The following is a 19,499-nucleotide window of genomic DNA, read 5'->3' on the forward strand; positions in this document are numbered from 1 at the left end:
GCCAGCTCCCACCCGCCGGCAAGATCTGCACCTGACAGAACCCCACCCGCCCGACCGCCGGCATGCCGCCCCGGCATTAGTGGGACAGGAGTGCGTCGACGGGGTCCAGGAACCAGTCCAGGGGGGATTGCGCTCCCGTGCCGAAGGCCGCCGCAAGGGCGTAGCCGATCGCCGCGTCCTGTGGCAGCACCTTCCCGCCGCGCTTCCACTCGGCTTCCGCCGAGCCGTCGCCACTCGAGGTCAGCACCCCGATCCGGCGCCTGTCCTTCAGCAGCTTGCTGTCGGCCGGGGAGCATGGCACCAGGCGGTAGGCGGCACCGCCGTACGCCACGTCCACGCGGTAGGAGCGGCGCGAGATCCATCCCCTGGCTGGCGTGATGCGGGCGTCCTCACCGGCCACGGTCAGCACCAGCCGGTCGGCGTCCCGTGTCCCGATGGGGACGTGTTCGTTGACCTTCGCCCCCGCAAGGCGGCGCAGTTCGGCCCGTGGAATCTCCTCCCCTTCGACCGTTAGCGTGCCGTCCTCGGCGTCCAGGCGGATGCGGATCTCTCCGTAGACGGCATCCTGAGCGGGGCCGGAGCGAGGACTGGGGGAGGGGACGGGCTCGGGACTGGGGAAGGACGGGTCGTCCATCAGAGGTCAAATCTTTCGGTATTGACGGCTCACAGCCATGGTCACATGCTGACGAGCACGTCCGCCGTTTTCGGAGTCCGGGGGACGGGTTCATATCCGCGCCCTATTTCTCCGAAGGTGACCTCACGGTCCTCCGCGTCCCACCAGTAGCGGTTGCGTACTAAACCGTTGTCGGCGGTGCGGATCCTCCGGAAGCGGACGCTGTGGTCTTCGGTCGCGCTCAGGACCGTGATCGGGACGCTGACGAGCCCGAACGAGATAGCGCCGTGAAGATGCTCGCGGGCATGGCACACCTCCGGTGCCCCGAGCACTACCAGCCTAGGAGCTTTGTCACGGCCCGGCACGAGCACGGCCAGGCGCTCGCCGCGGGCCTAGTAGGGGCGGCTCCGGTGGACGACGTCCTGGACCTTTATACGGCGGTCAATGCGCGACACTCCCGTATAGATGCCCCGCGCAAGGCAGGGGGCGACCTCGCCGTGGAGGGGCATCCAGGCGCCAGGGGCTGCTTCCCGCCCGCGGCGACTGTGCCACCATCTCGGTCGAAAGCGCGAGGCTAACGCCCGGCGGTACGTGTTGTGAGATCTTCGTCCGTGATGGGGCGGAGCACACGGCAAGGAGTTCCGACCGCGACGGTCATGGGGGGAATACTGCGGCTGACGACGCTGCCGGCGCCGATGACCGATCCGTATCCGATACGGACGCCTGGGAGGACGACCACGTTGCTGCCGATCCAAACCTTGTCCTCGATCACGATCGGTTCCGAGAACCGCCCGTAGTCCACGCGCCGCGAGGGATGCACCGGGTGTCCCGTCGTGGTCAGTGTCACGCTGGGTGCGATCAGCACACCGTTGCCTATACGGATGTCCACGTCATCGACAAACGTGAGGTTCACGTTTCCGAAGAAGTCGTCACCGATGTGGACGTTGCTTCCGAACCCGGCGTGAAACGGCGGCAGCAGCACCGTGCGTTCTCCGACCGACCCGAAGATCGCAACGAGCAGCGATCGACGCTTTTCCGTTTCGCTCGGTGGGGTGTGGTTGTACTCGAAGATCTGCTCCGTGCGGCGCTGAGGGGCCTGGAAGGCTGCTTCCGACTCGGTATAGACAAGCCCCTTACCGATCCGGGCCAGGACTTCTTCCTCATGAGCTTGCGACACAGCAGAACACTCCGGTTGCTCAGAGTTTAGGTTCGACGGGGGAGGGGAGTTTGTTTGCCCAGCTCGCGAGAGCCATGGTCGCGAGCTCACGGATTTCACCGCCGAAAGCGGTCTCCGTGAGGAGGGTCCGTTCGGCGTTGGGGAGCGCGAGCTGGCGGTAGAACTGGAGGTCTTCGAATCCGTTGACGGCAACGTCATGGCTGGTGGCAGCGTAGACGAGGCGAGGAACGCGGGCCCAGTAGCAGGCGACCAGGCACATGGGGCAGGGCTCGCTGCTTGCGTACATCACAGCGTCTTCCATGAGATGGCGCCCGAGTTTGGTACCGGCGTTGCGCAGGGCCATGACTTCAGCGTGGGCGGTGGGGTCACGGAGCTCGACGACTGAGCTCGTGCCGGTGGCGATGACTTCCCCTTCGATGACGATAAGGGCCCCGAAGGGGGTCTTGCCTTCGTCTTCGAGGGCGTGACGGGACAGGTCGATGGCCTGAGTGAGGAAGATGTGGTCCTGGGGGGCCTCGGGGGTGTCGGGCACCTTGTCTCCAAGTATCCAATTGAGCTGGTTGCGGGTGCACTTACATGTATATGGAGGGATCAGCGTCGCCGAACGGGCCATCCAGATCCATGTCGTAGCCGGTGAGGGGGGTAGTGGCGCCGTCGGTGTCCACGGTGTGCAGCGCCATTCCGGCTTGGTGGCGGTCGGTCCAGTCGCCGTTTCTTAGCAATTCGACCATATCCGGGATAGGGGGCCCGGACTGGTCTCCGCGGAGGATGAGGCGATGGATGCGGGGTGCGGATGGGCTGGCGGAGCAGAGCAGGAGGTTGGTGGCGGACAGGCGGTGGTGCCATTCGTTGAACGCCCGGTCGATGCCAGCCGGCCGGTAGTTGGCGTCGGGGGTGAGGGGAAGGTTGTGCAGGATGATGCGAGTGACGGTGATTCGGTCTCCGCGGCGCAACTGGGCAGTCATGAGGACCTGGTCGACTTCGTTGCGGAACGCCGTGAGTTCGGGCTGGAGCCAAGCCTGGTCGCATTGCACGACCACGGCGGCGGTCACCTCGGCGGCCTCAAGGTCGGCCAGGCGTTCGCGCCAGGCAGTCACGTCTATGGCGGGAGTGGTCACGTCCCCTCCCGAGTGTGGGCGCCCACCAGCTGAAGAACGTTCAGGCCGATGGTGATGGCCTCGACGGGGTCGGTTTCCGCGGCGGCTCCCGGCAGGACACGGGCGGCGAGGCCAGCGGCGGCAGTCAGGACCGGGAGGGGGAGTGCGTTGAGGAAGGCACGCAACTCCGCGTCGCTGTCGCCGGGGGCGAGCGGCGCCAGGCGACAGGCGATGGCAAGGATCAACGCGGTCGGCCGCTGGTGCGGCTCGACGAGCGGAACGGGCACGCGGTAGGTCCGGTTACTCCGTGACCTGCGTATCTCCGCGGCGGGAGCACCGGGAAGGTCGGCGCGGCTGACGAGGCTCAGAAGGGCTTCGCGGGCTTGCGCGGCGGTGGTGAAGTAGCGGTGGGTGGCGAAGGTGCGCAGGTAGGCCCCCAACAGCTGGTGATCGGGCGTGAATTCGGGACGGATCAGCTCCGGCGGGTGCGGCAGACGAGCGTCGCGCAGGGTGGCGAGTGCGGTCACGGAGACCAGGGCCCAGAAGTGGTCGTACTCCGCTTCGGAGCCGAAGGCGCTCCGGGAGGCGTCCGCTTCGGGCGAGGACACGGCATCCGCGCCGCCGTACAGGGCCTGGCGCAGTTGGGTGAGGATGGAGGCGCCGTCCCAGTAATTCCCCATGAACTTGGTACCGGTGAGGATTTCGTACGCGCCGTACAGAGCGCTGGCCTGGTGAGCGCCATGGAACTCGGTGAAGTCGCCGCTCCACAGGAGCACTTGGAGCGGTCCGGTGAAAATGGTGCCGAGTTCGTCACGCGTAGTGGCCGACTTGGGATCAGGATCGACGCAGCGCAGGATCTTCAGGCGAGCGTCGGTGGTGAGGGCGACGAGTTCACGGGCGGCCCGGTTGGAGGCCACGCCACGTACCGACATCAGCAGCGCGGTGTTGGCGAGCCAGGCCAGGTAGCGGCTGAGCGCGCCCAGGGGCGGAGCGGGGTCGGGCAGCCGACGGCAGTGGCGGATGACCGAGTCGACCAGTGCGTGGGCGCAAGCGCTGACCTGGACAGGGTCGGCGCCGCCGGCCAGCGTGGCGCGTGAAAGACGGTGCAGGACGTCGAGGTGGACGGTGATGGCGTCCTGGGCGGCAGCCGGAGGCACCTCCGACTCCACCAGTTGGTCGACAAGATCCCGGATCGCGGTCGGGTCGTTGCTGGTGCCGGCCTGGCTGACGGTGCCCAGATAGGAGTTGATGACGGGGTCGTTCTTGAGCTCGTAGAAGAAGGAGCCGAAGCCCGTCCCCTGGCGGGCCAGAGCCCCGGCCAGGGTCCGGCGCAGCAACCGATTGCGGCCGCCGATGCTGGCCAGGCCGAAGAGCTGTAGGAAGGAGAAGACCCCGAAGATGTTGGCCAGGAGGAACAGCAGCGCGCCGTAGGTGGCGCTGGCGGGGTTGTCGCCGAGGAGTCCGCAAGCCGTGAACAAGGCCGCGAACCAGCCGATGAGCACCCATTCCCTGAAGGCGATGTGGCTGTCGATCGCGCGTAAGGAGGGCCAGGAGCTGGCCGCGGAGAACGTAAGCGCGAATATGACCGCCTCACCGGTCAGTAGCGTGGCGAAGAAGGCGATGCTGAACTGGGTCGCATCCACGACGTCGTCATGGCTTCGTGGATGGTGGAGTGCGACGAGGCCGAGCGCCACGGCGCACACGAACAGTGCTAACTGTCTCCACGTCTGCACCGCTGCCCCGTTCGACTCCCGGACCTCACCAGCAGTGCCCAACTCTTCCAAGGAACAGTGATGTTGCCAACTGGGCGTCCGGTCCTGGCGTGCAGTGATGGCTGGATGGTGTCTGATCGCCGCGGGGACCCTGTGGCTCCGCCTGAGGGAGAGAGTTACGGGCTGGGGAGTGCTGTCCTTCCGGTCACCTCGCCGATGCGGTAAGGAACTTGTGCCACGCCTCGGCCGACACCGCGACACTGGGACCATCTGGCCGTTTGGAGTCCCGTACAAGGACACCGGCCGATACGAACGCGGCCTCCACACATTCGGTCGCGTTGCCGCCGCTGTACGACGACTTGAACCAGACGGGCTCGGAGACGGGCTGGGGACCGGAGGACATTCACAGCTCCTTGCGGGCGTGATGGATCATGGCGGAGGAAGCCTCCATGTCCAACGCTTGCGCCTGGAGGTACTCGAACGCAAGTCTGTATCGCTCCAGTTCCTCGTCCTTCTCCAGGAAGAGCGAACCGGTGTGGAAGTCGACGTACACCACATCGAGGGCCGGTTCGGTCCCGCCGACGATGACGAAGCTTCCCAGTGCGGCAGCATGGGCTCCCTTGGCGAAAGGCAGCACCTGAAGCGTGATGTGCGGAGACTCGTTCGCTTCCAGCAAGCGGTCGAGCTGCTCCTGCATAATCTGGGGTGACCCGACGACGCGGCGGATCACGGACTCGTCGAGGATCGCCCAGAGGCGGAGCGGCTTCGGGCGGTCGAGAATCTGCTGCCGCTTCATGCGGATGTCGACCAGGCGCTCGATCTCTGTTGCTTCCAGGGGTACTTCGTTGGCCTTCTGCAGCGCTGTGCTGTACGCGCGCGTCTGGAGGAGGCCTGGGACATAGACACACGCGAAGTGACTCTCGCGTACCGCTTCGTCCTCAAGCGTGAGCAGCAGGTTCATGCTCTCCGGGATGGAGTCGGCGAAGGAGCTCCACCAGCCTTGCTGTCTGGCGTTCTTGGCGATCCCGACAACGGCTCTGCGCTCGGCGTCAGTTGCCTCGTACTCACGGCACAACGCATCGATGACGAGCCACTTGACCGGTCCGGCTTGGGTCTCGTACCGGCTTACTGTCGCCTTGGATACGCCGACGAGCAGCCCGGCCTCCTCAAGAGTGAGCCCCTTGCGGGCGCGCAACTTGCGCATCATCGCGCCTAGTTGGCGGCGGCGGGTTGTGGTCCGTTCGGACATGCGGCTCCTTCGCCATGAGCCGGGCGGCAGGCCCGGAGATCCTCAACAGGCTAGGCAGCCGGCAGGCGGCCCCACCATCAGATTCACTCGATGGATTCTCGTGAGAAGTTACACGGCAAGACTTCTCCGTGCCATGCTCCTTTCTTAGATCGCTACGCAGTGCAGCCGTACGGACACGGCAGGCGCAGCATGTGCGTGGCCAGGGAGGGAGGAGTGGCCATGCCTGGCTACGAAGTCACCGAACCTCGACTCCGCTGTGTCCTGCCTTTCGAGGCGGTGCCGGCGGAGGTGCGCCTGCTCCGGAGAGCTGCCGCGCAGCAGCTGGGCCGTTGGGGCGTGCTCGCCGCTACCGACGAAGCAGAGTTGCTCGTTACGGAGCTGGCAACGAACGTCGTCAAGCACGTCGGCGAAGGTGCCTCAGCAACCTTGATCCTTGAGTGGTTGGGGGAGCGGCTCCGGCTTGAAGTCCACGACAAGAGCCCGCTCGTGCCGTCGCTCGGGTCGGTGGACTGTGACAAGGAGTGCGGTCGCGGCCTGCACCTGCTCGCGGCGTTGGCGGTGGAGTGGGGAACGGTCCTGACCGCGGCGGGTAAAGCAGTCTGGTGTGAGATCTCGATCGGTTCCGGGGAAGCTTGTCAGCGCATCGAGCGGGCCGTCCGGACGCTTGAGCACTATCAGGGGCCCAGCGACAGCCATGCGCCTCGCGGTAGGAAGCAGGAAGTGGGCCTTGAGGAGTCGGCGGTTGAGTTGATTGCGGACCTGCTGCACTGGACGGCTGCGTACGGCTTGGACCCGGACGACATCCTCGACCGGGCTCAGATGCACTATGAAGCTGAGGCAGAGGCTGCCTGACGCCCTCAAGGCACCCCGTTCCTTAAGCGGGCGCCACCTTATGGACTCTGGCGCCGGCGGCTATCTCAGCGCTGCTCGCAGTACTGCGCCGGCGTCATCTGAGGCACCCTGCTCATGGAGTTCCAGAGCTACCCGCAGGATGTCCTGATCTCCTTGGTCCCGGCCATAGATATGGATCAAGTTGTCGGCCAGATGGTTCTGCCGCTGTTGCCGGAGTGTGAGCAGGACGAGTGCGGTCTCGGCTGGGCTGAGGACTTCCGTGGTTTGGCGCAGCAGGGTCAGCGCAGCGTCCTGCCTGCCGCGCCTGTCCAGGTCTTCTGCCTGTGCTGCTAGCTGACGTGCCGCCGTCATGTTCTGTTGACTCCGCTGCCGGTCCCCCCTTCGGCGGGGGACCGGCAGCGGAGTTCGGGAAGCTTGAGCCGCCAGACGTGCTTGCAGGCCGGCTTTAGCCGCGTCCAGTTCCGCGACGGCCGCCCGCAACGCTGCGGCTTCGCCCCTCAGTGCATCGAGTTCTGCAAGGTCTTCGCGCCGGTCGCATGCCAAACAGGCGTTGCGGAGCTGCCGTGTGAGCGAATCGATTCTCTTGCTTAGGTCGGCACACGTGCTGCAGCGTCGTCGTTCGGCTGCTGCAACGGCGCGGCGGGTCATCAAGTCATCAAGGGTCACGCTGATGCTCTCGTCACTCCCGGTGTCGGAGCATGCTGCTTTGTGCAGGCTCTCGATGAACTCCCAGTCTGGGACTGTCTGGCCGCTCAGGAACCGGGACAGTGAACTCGGATTGCTGTGCAGACGTTTTGCTACTTCCGCTTGAGTAAGTGCTCTATTTCCCGTTTCAGCTGAAATGCTCGGTTTGAGTCGACGGCATAGGCTCTGGAGGCCCGTGGCGAGTGCCCGCTTGCCAGGGGGAACGTCACTGCGGAACTCCTTGTCTATCCACCCGCGTTCGGCAGAGGTTCCCTCGACTGGCGTCATGCTGCTCTGCCTCTCCGTCCCGTCCCGACCCGTTCCAACTCCCTGCGGTGTCCTGGTAATTGTGCATGACGGGTCAGGAAGGACTCTTGCGCTTGCTATTTCGCGAGCAAGCGTTCTGATGCTGGACTTTCATTCGGCCTGTAGTGCCAAACTGAATGAGCCGCCCGAGAAGCGGGGGACGCTGATCCACGTAAGCGCTACCAGGTGCCTCGTGGTCCAAAGCGGTGCGCTGTACACGACTTGACCGGAGGTGCTCATGGCATTGCCGTCTTATCGGGACGTGAAGGGGAGCAAGGCGCAGGCGGCGCTGTGGCTGATCACGGTGGTGGGGGAGGGGAACATCTTCACCAAGGCTCAGCTGCGTGAGGCCTTCCCGGAGGTCGCGCAGATCGACAGGCGGCTGAGGGACCTCCGGGATCACGGCTGGAGGATCGACACGAGCCGTGACGATCCCTCTCTGCTCCAGCAGGAGCAGCGGTTTGTGACCCGCGGGGGCGACGTATGGATTCCTGGCCAGTCGAAGGCGCCGAAGCACAAGGGGAGTCTGACCGCCGCGCAGCGCGCGAAGGTCCTGCACGATGACAACAATTTGTGCCGGTCGTGTGGCATCGGTGCTGGCGAGGCCTACGAGGACGGCGGAGGCATCGAACTTGCGAAGCTGAACGTGTCTCGCCGTAGCGTGCTGCACGCTGATGCAGCCGAGGAGCATCAGCTTGTGACCGAGTGCAAGCGGTGTGGGGTTGGTGGAGGTCCTGACCGTGAGGTCGACCTCGGGGCGCTCCTGGACCTCGTGGAAGACCTTGCCCCGCTTGAACAGAGGCTCTTCGCCAAGTGGATCGCCGCTGATCAGCGCACGTTCAGCCCGATTGAGAAGGTCTGGGGTATCTACCGGACCCTGCCCCAGGAGTCCCGTGCCGCCGTGACCCAGGCCATCAACGACGTGATCGATTAGTAAGAACAGGCAGAGGACGGGGAAGTCATGCTGCGGGAATTCCCGCCGCCGCCGCGTGCGGCAGAGTTTAGCGAACTGATCAAGAAGAGGCTTGAGGAGGTGAGGGGCGCGGGAGGTACCCGGGAGACCGTCACCGTTGACTGGAACGGACAGCAGACGCATGTCGATGTGATTGACCTTCCGCTCAACGGGCTCTACCTCAATCCTGGTACGCACCGGATCCGTGCCCAGCGCACCCACAACCCTGCGAGGGATGAGGTCCTGGAGAAGGAACCGTTCGGTGACGATGCCCAGGACTACTTGCGTTCACTGCTGCAGGCCCGGCCGACGAACCCGGACTCGCGGGACCCCGAGTTCGACAAGTTGAAGGAAGACCTGCTCAAGTTCGGCCAGAATGACCCCGGGTTGGTCACACACCACGGCGTTCTGGTGAACGGCAACACTCGAGCCGTCGCGTTGAGGGAACTCGGCGCGCAGTCGATGCGTGTGGGAGTGCTGCCGCCGTCGTTTATCCAGGCGGACATCGACGCCGTTGAGCTGGCTCTCCAGCTGCGTCTCGATCAGCGGCGTGCTTACACGTACATCAACCGGCTGATCGCGATGGAGGAGCAGGCGTCGCTGGGGCGGACGCCTGAGCAGATCGCCAAAGAGTTCCGCATCAGGACCTCGACGTACCACCAGGAACGGTGGATCCTCAGCACGATCAAGGAACTGAACGACCGCAGCAAGAGCGGTGGGGGCGTGGCGCTGCGACTGGTCGACTGGGAGGGAGCCCAGGAAAGCCTTAAGGAACTCCAGCGCTTGTACGTGAAGCTGGAGACCCTTGATCGCGACCAGGCGGAGATCCTGAAGGAGTGGCGGCTGGCGGCGATCCTCCTGGACTTCTCGAAGACGGATGTGCGGCACATTGACGAGGAGTTCCTGAACCAGGGGTATCTGAGCCAGGTACTGCCGGCGGATCTGGTCGAGCACGGAGCGGCTGCTCGACCGGAGGCCGTGTCCGTCCCTGGCCTTGGTCTGGACGTGCCGGCGGCGTCGTCGGCGGTATCGACGGCCCGGGCTCTGAACGACCGGATCCTTCGCGCGGCGGCCACCGTTCGAAGCGCGGAATCGGAGCTTTCGGACAGCGACAAGGCCAAGGCGCAGGCGCTGCTCGACGAGGCGAAGAACGCGTTCGACAAGGCCATCGATAGCCATGGCAGGGATGCTCGCGTCCGCAAGCGTAAACAAATGGCCCCGGCTCGCCTCATCGACGCCTGTGCCAACATCGACCAGTGCGTTACCGACCTCGTCCAGGCCCGCACCTCGAACAGCCTGGACGAGGAGGCCTTCGACGAGGCCGTGCTCAAACTCCGGGACAGCCTCCGCAAGCTTGCCCAGCAGGCAGGGCGTGGCATCCCGAACCCTGGTGATGGGGTCTCCTGGCTCCTTGCGGCCGCGGCTGCTGAGGGCCTCCAGTGACGGAGAGCGCAACGGAAACGTCCCTGCACCTGGGGTTCGACGCCGCACGCACGCGTGTGGTCCTGAAGACCACTGATCAGTACAGGCAGGATCTTGTCCAGCTGGCCGCCCGGTTCCGTACCGGCGGCCAGCTGGGCCCGCTCACCGCCTCGGTTGCCCTTGACGAGCTCCTCACAGATCTTGGTGTCCTCAGTAGCTGGCCCCACCACGTGGGTGTCGAATGGGCGCCAGAACTGCGGAGTCTTGTGGCTGGCGTGGTCCAGGACGCCAACACCGTCAAGGGCCGCTTGGCCGGCTCCGAGACGTACCCGGAAGTCGCATCCAACGATGTCCTGAACATGCTCGGCGACACCTGGGAAGCCGAACTCAACACGTTTCAGCGCCGGGACATCGCGAAGCTGCTCTCGCTGGGGCATGGGGCCAACTTCAGCGTGCCCGGAGCGGGCAAGACTCGCGTGGCGCTTGCTGTGTATGCCGCGCAGAAGGTTCAGCGGAAGGTCAGCAGAGTTCTGGTCGTCTGCCCTAAGTCTGCCTATGAGTCCTGGCGTTACGAGACCGCAGTGTGTTTCAGCTACCCACTCCGGACCCATGTGCTCGATGGTTCCTTGGATCAGTGGGCGGAAGTGCTGATCGTCAACTACGAGAGGCTGGATCGATCGCTGTCTTTGCTGGCCGGCTGGTTGAAGTCGGCTCCCTCAATGATCATTCTTGACGAAGCGCACAGGATGAAGCTCGGAGCTCGCGGCACATATGGTGCAGCTTGCATGGCGCTCGGCCCCCTGGCGGAACGCAGGTTGATCCTGACTGGAACGCCGGCGCCGAACGGATCCAAGGATCTGGAGAACCTGCTGGGCTTCGTCTGGCCAGGCCATGGGCAGCGCACGGTGGTACAGGCCGTCGCAGGTGGCGACCTTGCCTACGCGAGCACGGTCCTCAGGCCGCTGTTCACCAGGACAACCAAGCAGGAACTCGGCCTGCCGCCCATGAGACTGCGGACGCGGTACGTCGATATGCCGGACCTGCACGCCGAGATCTACAGCTCGCTGGTGAGTGGCATGAGCGGAGGTGCCGCTCGCGAAGATCTCAGCTCCCTCGGCAAGTCAGCTCTGCGCCTCCTGATGGCGGCGACGAGCCCGGCTCTCCTGGTGGAGGGTGGCAGCCGCTACGAGCCGCTGGTGTACCAGTTGCCCCCACTGGAGATCCCTGCGGGCAGTTCGCTGTACTCACTGATGCAGAACCTGCCTGACCATGAGGTATCGCCCAAGTACAAGGAAGTGGTGGCCATCGTCGCTGAGAACGCCGAGCGGGGCCGCAAGACGCTGGTCTGGACGACGTTCGTACGCAGCTTGACGACCTTGGCGCAGATGCTGGAGAAGTACTGTCCAGCAGTGGTGTACGGGGGGACACCGGACCGGGATGAGCAACTGCGACGCTTCCGTGAGGACCCCAGCAGCATGGTGCTGATCTCCAACCCCGCGACCCTGGGCGAGGGCATCAGCCTTCATCACGTCTGTCACGACGCCGTGTATGTGGACCGCGACTTTATGGCCGGACGTTTCCTCCAGAGTCTCGACCGGATCCATCGCCTCGGCCTGGCTCCCGATACCGAAACACGGGTCACAGTGCTTGCAGCGCGTAACACAATCGATGAGGTAGTTGAGGTACGGCTCGATCAGAAGCTTGAGTTCATGGGCAAGATCCTTGACGATCCTACGGTGCAGCAGCTCGCCGACCTGGAGGAAGAGCCCTCGGTGGCGGCCGGTCTCGCGCCGAGTGACATGGAGGCGCTGCTGCGTCACATGGGTAGCAGATAGCTCTGAGTGACGTAGCTCGTGGCTCCAGACCCGGCGGGAGCCGGAGACCCGGGGGAATGCGAGACTCCTGGGTATCAAGTGTCCAAGAACCGGTGCGTGATCACGGTCTCTGGGACACTTGAGATCTGTTTTGAGTCACTCCCGGAAGGAGCGCCATGCGCGCCAGCGGCCGCCAGCGTCCGCAGTTTGCCCAGCCACTGACCTCTGTGGAGATCTGTGCCGGGGCAGGCGGGCAAGCCGTTGGACTGCACAACGCCGGGTTTGATCACTTGGCCCTTGTTGAGTGGGATCCGCACGCTGTACGGACGCTCAAGGCGAATGTGAGTGGCTGGCCAGGGTGGGATGAGCAGCATACTCAAGCTCTCGAACCCATGGATGTGAAGGAATTCCTCGGGTCTAAGGCGCATGAAGGCCTTGGGCTTAAGAAGGGGCAGCTCGACTTGCTGGCCGGCGGCGTTCCGTGCCCGCCGTTTTCCCTCGCGGGAAAAAGACTGGGGAAGGATGACGAGCGTGATCTATTCCCCGATGCTCTTAGGATCATCAGGGCCCTCATGCCTAAGGCGGTCATGATTGAGAACGTCCGGGGAATTCTCGAGCCCCCCGAGGTTTTCATTGACTACCGTCGGGATATCCTGGATGAACTTCGCGAGCTTGGCTATGTGGTTCCCGAAATTCAAAGCGATCATTCAGCTGACGAGCAGGATCAGGTCATGCGTCAGGTCTGGCGCAGGATGGACGCAAGTAAATTCGGCGTTCCCCAACTCCGGCCCAGGGCTATCTTGGTTGCGATTCACGAAGATGCTCTGAAGCGTTCTGGCGTTGAGTTCTTGTGGCCTACCGAACTTGATGGAAAACAGGCGACAGTCGTCGGTGAACTTGCCGAGAGTATGGAGACGCGCTGCCGAGAGTTCTGGAGCAAGAACGAGTACGGTGAGCGGGCGAAGGCTGGTCAACGCACGGGCAGGCAGGTTTACCGGGACTGGCTCCGCAAGGCCACTGAGGCTGCCGAGGCTGGCAAGGGGGTTGCTCCTACCCTGGTCGGAGGCTCAAAGAAGCACGGTGGTGCCGACCTCGGGCCCACCAGAGCCAAGCGGGCCTGGGAATTTCTGGGGGTTGACGCAATGGGTGTCGCGAACGATCCAATCGAGTGCGACCCGGGGCGTGATCTCTTCCGTCCTGCTGGACCCATGCTGACTGTCGAGCAGGCTGCCATTATCCAGGGGTTCCCGCCCGGATGGAAATTCCAGGGAAAGAAGACGGCCAAGTATCGCCAGGTAGGAAACGCCTTTCCCCCGCCAGTCGCTGAGGCGGTTGGGCGGGCCATTGCTGCTGTTCTGCGGCCAGAGCAACGGGAAGAGTTGCTCAAGAGCTACACGATGGATACCGGTCGTGCCGCGCTCCGCACGCCGCGCTCGGTGCAAACGGCGTTGCCGGTTTCAGCTGTTCCCCAAGTCCGCCGCCCGGCGGCTAATGACCGTCGCGGCAATCTTACTGGCGCAGACGTCTGATGGCTCGTGCTCCCAGAAGCGGAGCACGAGCCATCCGGCCTGCATGAGGCGCTCGTCGGTGTCACGGTCCCGCTCGACGTTGCGTACGACCTTTTCCGACCAGTATCCCGAATTCGTTTTGGGCGGAACGTAGTGTTCGGGGCATCCGTGCCAGTAGCAGCCGTCGATGAACACAGCCACCTTCGCCGGACGGAACACCATGTCGGCCGTTCGGCGAAGGTCTGGCAGGGGCCGGGCAGCAACGCGAAAGCGCAGCCCTTGGGCATGGACGAGTCGCCGGATCAGCCTTTCAGGCTTCGTGTCACGGCTGCGGATCGCCTGCATATTGCGGCGACGAGCCGCGGACGAAGCCCAGGAGCCTGCTGGCGCTTCCCACTGGGGATCATCGGGCACGCCTCAGAGCGTAGACCCAAGCGGGCCGTTGCGGAGCAGGTGCGGCTGTCGGCGACGACCAAGGCCGAGGCCGTCTCACGCAAGCGTTGAGGCCCACCCGGGTAGCGGGTTGGCCTCAACGCTGAGGCAGTCAGAACTCAGGACGAACCAGCTGGGATCGTTGCCGCATCGACGTATCGCGAGCTCTTGGCGCGAAAACGCACAAGACCACGGTCTGCGCTCACTGCTGAGGCCGGCGGGATCAAGGTGAAAGCCATCACGATCTTCGACGGATCGGCGGCACCGCTCCGGACGACCGCCTGCACGTCGCTGTGGCTGTCTCCCTCCACGACGGGGTACAGGAGCATCACTCCCGTCGTCGCCCCGATCCCGGCGCTGTGAACAGGCCGGGTCTCCGGCGGCGAGGACGCCCCGTCGATCAGGCGTTGAGCCGCGGTGCGGTGTTCCACGCTGGCAATGCGGCCGAAGGAGGTCTTGCCGGTCTGCCGGCTTCGGCGGACCAGAGACAACGGCAGCGAACCGAGCACGCTGGCCTCCACGCGCGTGCTCGCGGCCAGACGAGGTGATATGACCAGCCAGTTATCCACCTTGGCGAGCGTGCCGTCAAGCTGCCTGAGATAGGTCAAATGGGGGTCGAAGTGCCCGTCGCGCTCCCATTCGAGCTGAGAAAGCGCGCTGACAAGCTCACTGTGAGAAACCGTGCCCGTCAGTGCCTCGAAACTCCGCGTGAGCGAACTGGAGTCATCCGGTGGATTACTGAACGTCGTCGGGGTTGCGTTGAGCGAGTCCAGCAAGGGGCGCCAGCGCTCAGTGTTCCGCTTCAGCGTCGCGTTGTTCACGGGGTACGACGCGGGCTCGATGGGACGGCCAGGGGAGCGGATCTCCACCAGCTCCGCGTTGAACATCTTGTTGCGGGCCGAAGGCCTGATCCAGGGCAGGTGCTGTGCCACGAGCGGCGGCACCTGCATGGGCGTGATCTGGGGCTGTCCGTCGACTACCACGGCGTACTGGGCCAGCTGCTCCCGGAACGTTTCCTCGTCGCGGCAGATCGCTTCGTAGGCCTCGTACAGATCGGCGTACCGGTTGCGGCCGAATGGCTCCTCCCGCCCGATGTAGAGACGGACCAGGTCTCGGTAGCCAGGCCGGAATCCGAACCAGCGTCCCATCTGCATCAGGGTGTCCGCTTGCTGAGTGGTGCGCCGGTAGTAGGTGGTGGTCAAGCCTTCCACGGTGAAACCGCGAGAGAGCTTCGTTCCGCCCACGAGGATCTTCCAGACGTGCTGCGTCCGGTCGAAGTCGAGGTTCAGCTGATCGAAGTAGCGGTCTGAGTCGCCGTTTACGACGATGACCGGCTGACCGCCCGAGCCGATGCGGTGATGCGCCTCGTATATATAGGCGCGCAGTTCCTCATAGGAGGCAGGAGCGGGTAGGTCTGAGGCGCGTGCCTCACTGACCGGAGCGAAGTCCGAAGCCCACAGTGCGGCAAGGCGTTCGTGGCCGGCGGCCGAGCTGTAGCCCGCCTGATGCCACATGGAGTTGATGAGCAGCGCGAGTTCCGCGTGATCGTCCCTCCGCACCGACTGATGAGCGAGCATCGTGTGATGCCGGAACGGACCGTCTGGCACGCCGTGGTCAGCCCGGTAAAGCTTCAGCGCGCCAGACAGGACGAAGGCGTCCATGGCTTCCTGTAGACGGTCCCCGGTCGACTCGTAGATGTCTCTGATATGCGCCTTCTCCTGAGAGTTGGCGTACGTGCGCTCTTCCCTGGGTATCGCCGAATCCAGATCGTGGAAGTCCTGCGCGCCCATGTACCCAGAGGGACGAGGAAGTGAGATCAGGAAGTCGCTGGGGAAGATGTCTTCGTCGTCACCAGGATCGATGAAGACGTTGGCGAAGGGCGTGGCTGTGTAGCCCACATACTGCGCGCGCGGAAGCAGCTTCAGGAGCTGAGAGATCAGCCCGTTGATGGACGTGCGTTCCGTGCTGCCTTGTTCCCACCTCTTGGGGTCCAGGGTGTTCACGGATGCCTGGTCGGACTCGTCATCGATGATCAGGGCAGGCAGCTCTCCGAGCAGTCCGTGAATCTGCTTGAGGTCCTTGACGAGTTTGGTCAGAACGGACTTGTTCTTCTTCACCACCAGGATGCGGGCGGCCGCGTGGTGGAGGTTCGCCTGATCATGCAGCGGACGGGTCGGTTCACGCTTCTCGAACTCAAGGGCCCGGATACCTTGCGCCAGGCTCTTGTAGTCGTTGTCCCGAGTCGTCAGCCGCTCGATGTCGAACGCGCCGAGCACGGACGGGCGTGCTCCGTGCTGGACGAACTCGTGCCAGTCCGAATCGTCGTCGCCGATGTAGTCCACGCCGACCAGGGAGTCGAGGTCCGTGATATCGGCGCCCCGCAGGATGTTCTCCTGCCCGATCAACTCCATGTCGAGACGGCGCTGGGTCTGAGCGCGCAGCAGGTTAAGGGTGCCGCCCAGCACGATGACGAGGCGGTAGCCGGCGTCGATCGCCTTGGCGGCGACACCAGTGAAGTTGGCAGTCTTCCCTGACTGGACATATCCGACGACCAAGCCCTTCGCCTGCCGGGCCGTCTCTTGCTCTGGATCGGTGAGGCGTTCGACGACTGCCCGGCTTGCCTCGTCGAGGCTTGCGATCGCTGCGTCGGACCAGCCCTTGTCACGGAGTTTCTGCTCGTACGACGTCCAGTAGAAGGAACGGGAGGCTGCCCGCTCCGGGGTGTACCAGGGGGTGAAATCACGCGTGATCACTGTGGGGCCCGGGATCTTCGCCACTGGTACGGCGTCATCCAGCGCCTTCCGCAAGTCACTTCCGAACCGGAGCCGGTCGTACACGGCTGTACGCCGTTCTTCGGTGCGGGCGGGGATGGCGAGTGCCCACTGAGGATCCTCGGCGAAGTCCCAAGCTGTGAGGTGACGACTCCACAGAGCTCTGAGGGCCTCGTCGCCGCCGACGAGATAGGCGCGAAACAGGTCCTCACTCAGGTCAGCGTCCGGATAGTCCTCGTCTGCGGCAAGGGCGGCCCAACGCGCGAAGTGCCGGGGAACACTCCCCATACCGGCCAGGGCATAGGTGTGAATCTCAAGGAGCGCGGTGGCTGGGGTGTCGCTCATCTGAAGTCCTCAGTCCGGATCAGTGGTGAATCAGGAATGGCTGTGCTGCAGGTGTCAGGAGAATGGCTGCGCACGCCGCGTGCGCTGCGCTTCCACTGAGGACAGGAGGATGGTGTTCCAGTAGTCCAGGCGGTCTTGGCGGCTGCGCTCCCAGCGCCCGAGCCCGAAGCAGTCCTCAAGAAGCAGATACAGCAGGGTCTTTGTCACGGGGGCGTCGTTCGCTCCACCACGCCTGCCGTCGTTGAAGTCGTCCCGGTACGCCTTGTTGAGGATCACGGCATTTTGCTCACGGTCTAGGCCGAAGAACTGGTCGGGGGGAAGAGTGCCCCAGGTGAAGGCGATCGGCTCTTCGCCTGGCTTCTCAGGCAGCTCTTCCTTGATGACTCGCTTGACCTTGGGATCCAGGCCCTTTCCTGGGGGAGTGACGGGCTTGCGTACGATCTCGTTACGCCTCGAACCGTCTCTGTAGGCAGTCTCGGCGTCAGCCAGGTAGTTCCGGAAGTGGCTTCCACTGGAGTCCGTCGCCTTGTCGAGGGCATCAGTGAAGGCCGGAGTGACAGTGACTCTCTCCTTCTTCACGTCGAGGCTCAGGACGTTGTTCTCGCGAGACGGAAGATCGACGGCGACCCGCGCTAGAACAAGGTGCCCCTCAGGATTCCGCCAGCCGTTCCACCCTCCCGCCTGTACGAGGCGGTCATTCCGGTAGAAGTAGAAACCTTGTCTCTCGGTGAGCGAGCCGATCTGGCGGAAGCCTGCCTGCTTGGACTTGGCTGGCCAGATGTGGGCGGTCAGGCGGAGGTCTCCCAGCCCTTCCACCGGGGCTGTGAAGTTTCTGGGGTAGCCCGCTTTGCCCGGCACCTTGTACCCGAAGGGGTCCAGGGCTTCAACAGCGATGTGATCCACTTCCTCGCCCAGGCCTTGCTCTCCGCTTCCCACGTCCCATACGGCAATGTCGAGCTTCAGGCCCCGCTGCAGATACCGGTGGAGATAGAGGCCGAGGTGGGTCTCAAGGCGGGCGATGGCCTTCGACAGGAACTGGTCGCTTTGGCCGCGCGCGACTGTCTCGAAGGCCCGCACGCCATCCCAGCGCACGACGGTTCCCTGCCACTCGATGATCCCGTCGTAACGGTCTACGAGCTCCTGCGCGTACCGTGGGTCGACGGTGTCGCAGCGGAAGCTGTCTGCGATGCCCTCAGCCGTGAGGCGGCGCCCCGCAGCGCGGCTTCGCCTTGTGCGGCTGACTATGGTGAGTGAAGAAGCGTGAGAAAGCGAAGCGGCTTTCAGGCCAGTGCCGTACATGCCGAGGGCGCTCTCGCTGTAATCACGGCGGTGCCCCACCGTCATCGCGGCGTCGAGCCCTTCTTCGTCCATGCCCTTGCCGTTGTCGACGATCAGCAGCGTGAGGATCCGATCGCCATCGCGCAGGAAGTGCACGACAATCTTGTCGGCCTTGGCATCAATGGAGTTGTCGATTAGGTCAGCGACAGCGACCTCGAAGCCATAGCCCTGGTTGGTCAGAGCCCTGCCGTAGCCCGCGTCTGGCGGCAAGTGTGTGCTGCCAGTTGTAGGTACGTCGTACTGCCAGTCGGCGCCGGACTTGTAAGGCATGCTTCCTCAAATGCACAGGTCAGGGCCTGCTTCGAAGGTAGCAGCCCCTTACATCCAACAGACGGTGAGTGTGACCGTACTGCAAAGGTTGGACATAGAGGGAGTTGGATGCCGAACAGGGGCGATAAGTCCCTTATTTGTCAAAGGCTTTGGCCGTGGATGCTTCTTATTTATCCCATCTTGTGGGCATCGGTTACCTCTGTCGGATCGTACAGATCTGGTGTGGTTCTGGGGGAGTTGGTGTGCCGTGGTGAGTTCAGGTACATGTTGGGGTCGGCCGCTTCTTGGGCGGTGTCGAGCTCCCGCGGCCCGCCTCCGGCGCTTTACTTCGTTGCGCTGCGTTCCGAGTGGCCTTCGGCGATGGCCCTTCGGGTCACCCTTGACCCGGGCCGCTCCAGTACGGAGGGCAAGCGGGCGGGCGGCTGGGAGTGGGGGGAGTGCTTGAGGCGGTTCGTGGTGGATCGCTCGGTGGGCGTAGGCCCTGGGGCTCGGGGTTCGTCAGATGAGCGCCCACACCGCCAACCCCACCCCGAACAAACAGAGCAGCACCCCGTTCACCACGTACGTTCCGGGGTTGAACGTCTGCTGTGTGCGGACGACGACCACACGGCGGGGGTCCTCCGGGTCGTACCGTGCCACCACCTCGAAGCCCACCCACAGGGAGTGCAGATCCGCGTTGAGTGGAGCCCGGCGATAGGTCTGGTTCCTCGGGCCCGCCTGGTAGCGGATCTGGGGAGGGTGAAAGGTCGGGCCCTCGTGGCGTGGCCCGCGGACGACCTCGCCCTGCGTGCGGGAGCCCCGCACACCGAGCAGCCGTACGCCCCTGCGCTCGCGGAGGCCGCGGCGGACGACGCGGAGGCCGTAGGCCAGCCACCCGGCGGCGAAGAGGAAGGCGAACGTCAGCCACGGCTGGGACATGTCCGCCTCCCCCCGTCGGCGCTCCTGAAGTCAGGTGCT

18 protein-coding genes are annotated in these 19,499 nt (G+C 64.3%); 5 read left to right on the forward strand and 13 right to left on the reverse strand.

The genetic code is table 11. From position 1 onward, the window contains the following. Positions 1-76: 76 nt before the first annotated feature. From ACX28W_RS34205 to ACX28W_RS34240, 8 genes are all read right to left on the reverse strand, one after another. A complete protein-coding gene (locus ACX28W_RS34205; RefSeq protein ID WP_459003890.1) occupies positions 77-634 on the reverse strand; it encodes a hypothetical protein in 558 nt (185 codons plus the stop codon). Positions 635-675: 41 nt separating this feature from the next. Further along, positions 676-945, reverse strand: coding sequence for a hypothetical protein (locus ACX28W_RS34210; protein ID WP_459003891.1), 270 nt, complete (start codon positions 943-945; stop codon positions 676-678). Positions 946-1,187: 242 nt separating this feature from the next. After that, positions 1,188-1,790 carry a sugar O-acetyltransferase gene (locus ACX28W_RS34215; RefSeq protein WP_459003892.1) on the reverse strand — a complete coding sequence of 201 codons (603 nt, stop codon included), beginning with the start codon at positions 1,788-1,790 and terminating at the stop codon, positions 1,188-1,190. 19 nt (positions 1,791-1,809) lie between these two features. Next, entirely contained in the window at positions 1,810-2,322 is a 513-nt protein-coding gene (locus ACX28W_RS34220) for a nucleoside deaminase (protein ID WP_459003893.1), read from the reverse strand. A 40-nt stretch (positions 2,323-2,362) separates the two neighbouring features. Continuing rightward, entirely contained in the window at positions 2,363-2,908 is a 546-nt protein-coding gene (locus ACX28W_RS34225; RefSeq protein WP_459003894.1) for a hypothetical protein, read from the reverse strand. Beyond that, on the reverse strand, positions 2,905-4,530 hold the full coding sequence (locus ACX28W_RS34230; protein WP_459003895.1) for a hypothetical protein: 1,626 nt from the start codon (positions 4,528-4,530) through the stop codon (positions 2,905-2,907). Before ACX28W_RS34230 ends, ACX28W_RS34225 begins: the two co-directional genes overlap by 4 nt. A 274-nt stretch (positions 4,531-4,804) precedes the next feature. Beyond that, a complete protein-coding gene (locus ACX28W_RS34235; protein WP_459003896.1) occupies positions 4,805-5,002 on the reverse strand; it encodes a DUF397 domain-containing protein in 198 nt (65 codons plus the stop codon). Continuing rightward, on the reverse strand, positions 5,003-5,848 hold the full coding sequence (locus ACX28W_RS34240) for a helix-turn-helix domain-containing protein (RefSeq protein ID WP_459003897.1): 846 nt from the start codon (positions 5,846-5,848) through the stop codon (positions 5,003-5,005). 219 nt (positions 5,849-6,067) lie between these two features. Between ACX28W_RS34240 and ACX28W_RS34245 the strand changes: the two genes are divergently transcribed. Next, complete coding sequence (locus ACX28W_RS34245) at positions 6,068-6,700, forward strand: ATP-binding protein (protein WP_459003898.1); 633 nt, start codon at positions 6,068-6,070, stop codon at positions 6,698-6,700. Between the two features lie 60 nt (positions 6,701-6,760). On the opposite strand, the gene ACX28W_RS34250 is transcribed toward ACX28W_RS34245, so the two are convergent. Continuing rightward, positions 6,761-7,672, reverse strand: coding sequence for a helix-turn-helix domain-containing protein (locus ACX28W_RS34250; RefSeq protein ID WP_459003899.1), 912 nt, complete (start codon positions 7,670-7,672; stop codon positions 6,761-6,763). 256 nt (positions 7,673-7,928) lie between these two features. Here ACX28W_RS34250 and ACX28W_RS34255 point away from each other — a divergent pair, with 256 nt between their 5' ends. From ACX28W_RS34255 to ACX28W_RS34270, 4 genes are all read left to right on the forward strand, one after another. After that, complete coding sequence (locus ACX28W_RS34255) at positions 7,929-8,624, forward strand: hypothetical protein (protein ID WP_459003900.1); 696 nt, start codon at positions 7,929-7,931, stop codon at positions 8,622-8,624. 27 nt (positions 8,625-8,651) lie between these two features. Next, positions 8,652-10,085: a ParB N-terminal domain-containing protein gene (locus ACX28W_RS34260; RefSeq protein WP_459003901.1), complete on the forward strand. Its 1,434-nt coding sequence runs from the start codon at positions 8,652-8,654 to the stop codon at positions 10,083-10,085. Then, the gene (locus ACX28W_RS34265) at positions 10,082-11,899 is read left to right on the forward strand and encodes a DEAD/DEAH box helicase (RefSeq protein ID WP_459003902.1); all 1,818 of its coding nucleotides are present in this window, start codon (positions 10,082-10,084) and stop codon (positions 11,897-11,899) included. The genes ACX28W_RS34260 and ACX28W_RS34265 overlap by 4 nt, the downstream gene beginning before the upstream one ends. A gap of 155 nt (positions 11,900-12,054) precedes the next feature. Beyond that, positions 12,055-13,407 (forward strand): DNA cytosine methyltransferase, encoded by a 1,353-nt coding sequence (locus ACX28W_RS34270; RefSeq protein ID WP_459003903.1) that lies wholly within the window; start codon positions 12,055-12,057, stop codon positions 13,405-13,407. Here the strand turns inward: ACX28W_RS34270 and ACX28W_RS34275 are convergent. The 4 genes from ACX28W_RS34275 to ACX28W_RS34290 form a co-directional block, all read right to left on the reverse strand. Further along, positions 13,336-13,800 (reverse strand): very short patch repair endonuclease, encoded by a 465-nt coding sequence (locus ACX28W_RS34275; RefSeq protein WP_459003904.1) that lies wholly within the window; start codon positions 13,798-13,800, stop codon positions 13,336-13,338. The two genes, ACX28W_RS34270 and ACX28W_RS34275, sit on opposite strands and share 72 nt — an antisense overlap. A gap of 137 nt (positions 13,801-13,937) precedes the next feature. Next, positions 13,938-16,934, reverse strand: coding sequence for a Z1 domain-containing protein (locus tag ACX28W_RS34280; RefSeq protein ID WP_459003905.1), 2,997 nt, complete (start codon positions 16,932-16,934; stop codon positions 13,938-13,940). A 54-nt stretch (positions 16,935-16,988) separates the two neighbouring features. After that, positions 16,989-18,542 carry an ATP-binding protein gene (locus tag ACX28W_RS34285; protein WP_459003906.1) on the reverse strand — a complete coding sequence of 518 codons (1,554 nt, stop codon included), beginning with the start codon at positions 18,540-18,542 and terminating at the stop codon, positions 16,989-16,991. A 498-nt stretch (positions 18,543-19,040) separates the two neighbouring features. Beyond that, the gene (locus ACX28W_RS34290; RefSeq protein ID WP_459003907.1) at positions 19,041-19,460 is read right to left on the reverse strand and encodes a DUF3592 domain-containing protein; all 420 of its coding nucleotides are present in this window, start codon (positions 19,458-19,460) and stop codon (positions 19,041-19,043) included. Between the last annotated feature and the right edge of the window lie 39 nt (positions 19,461-19,499).

Source organism: Streptomyces sp. SD15 (assembly GCF_054462255.1).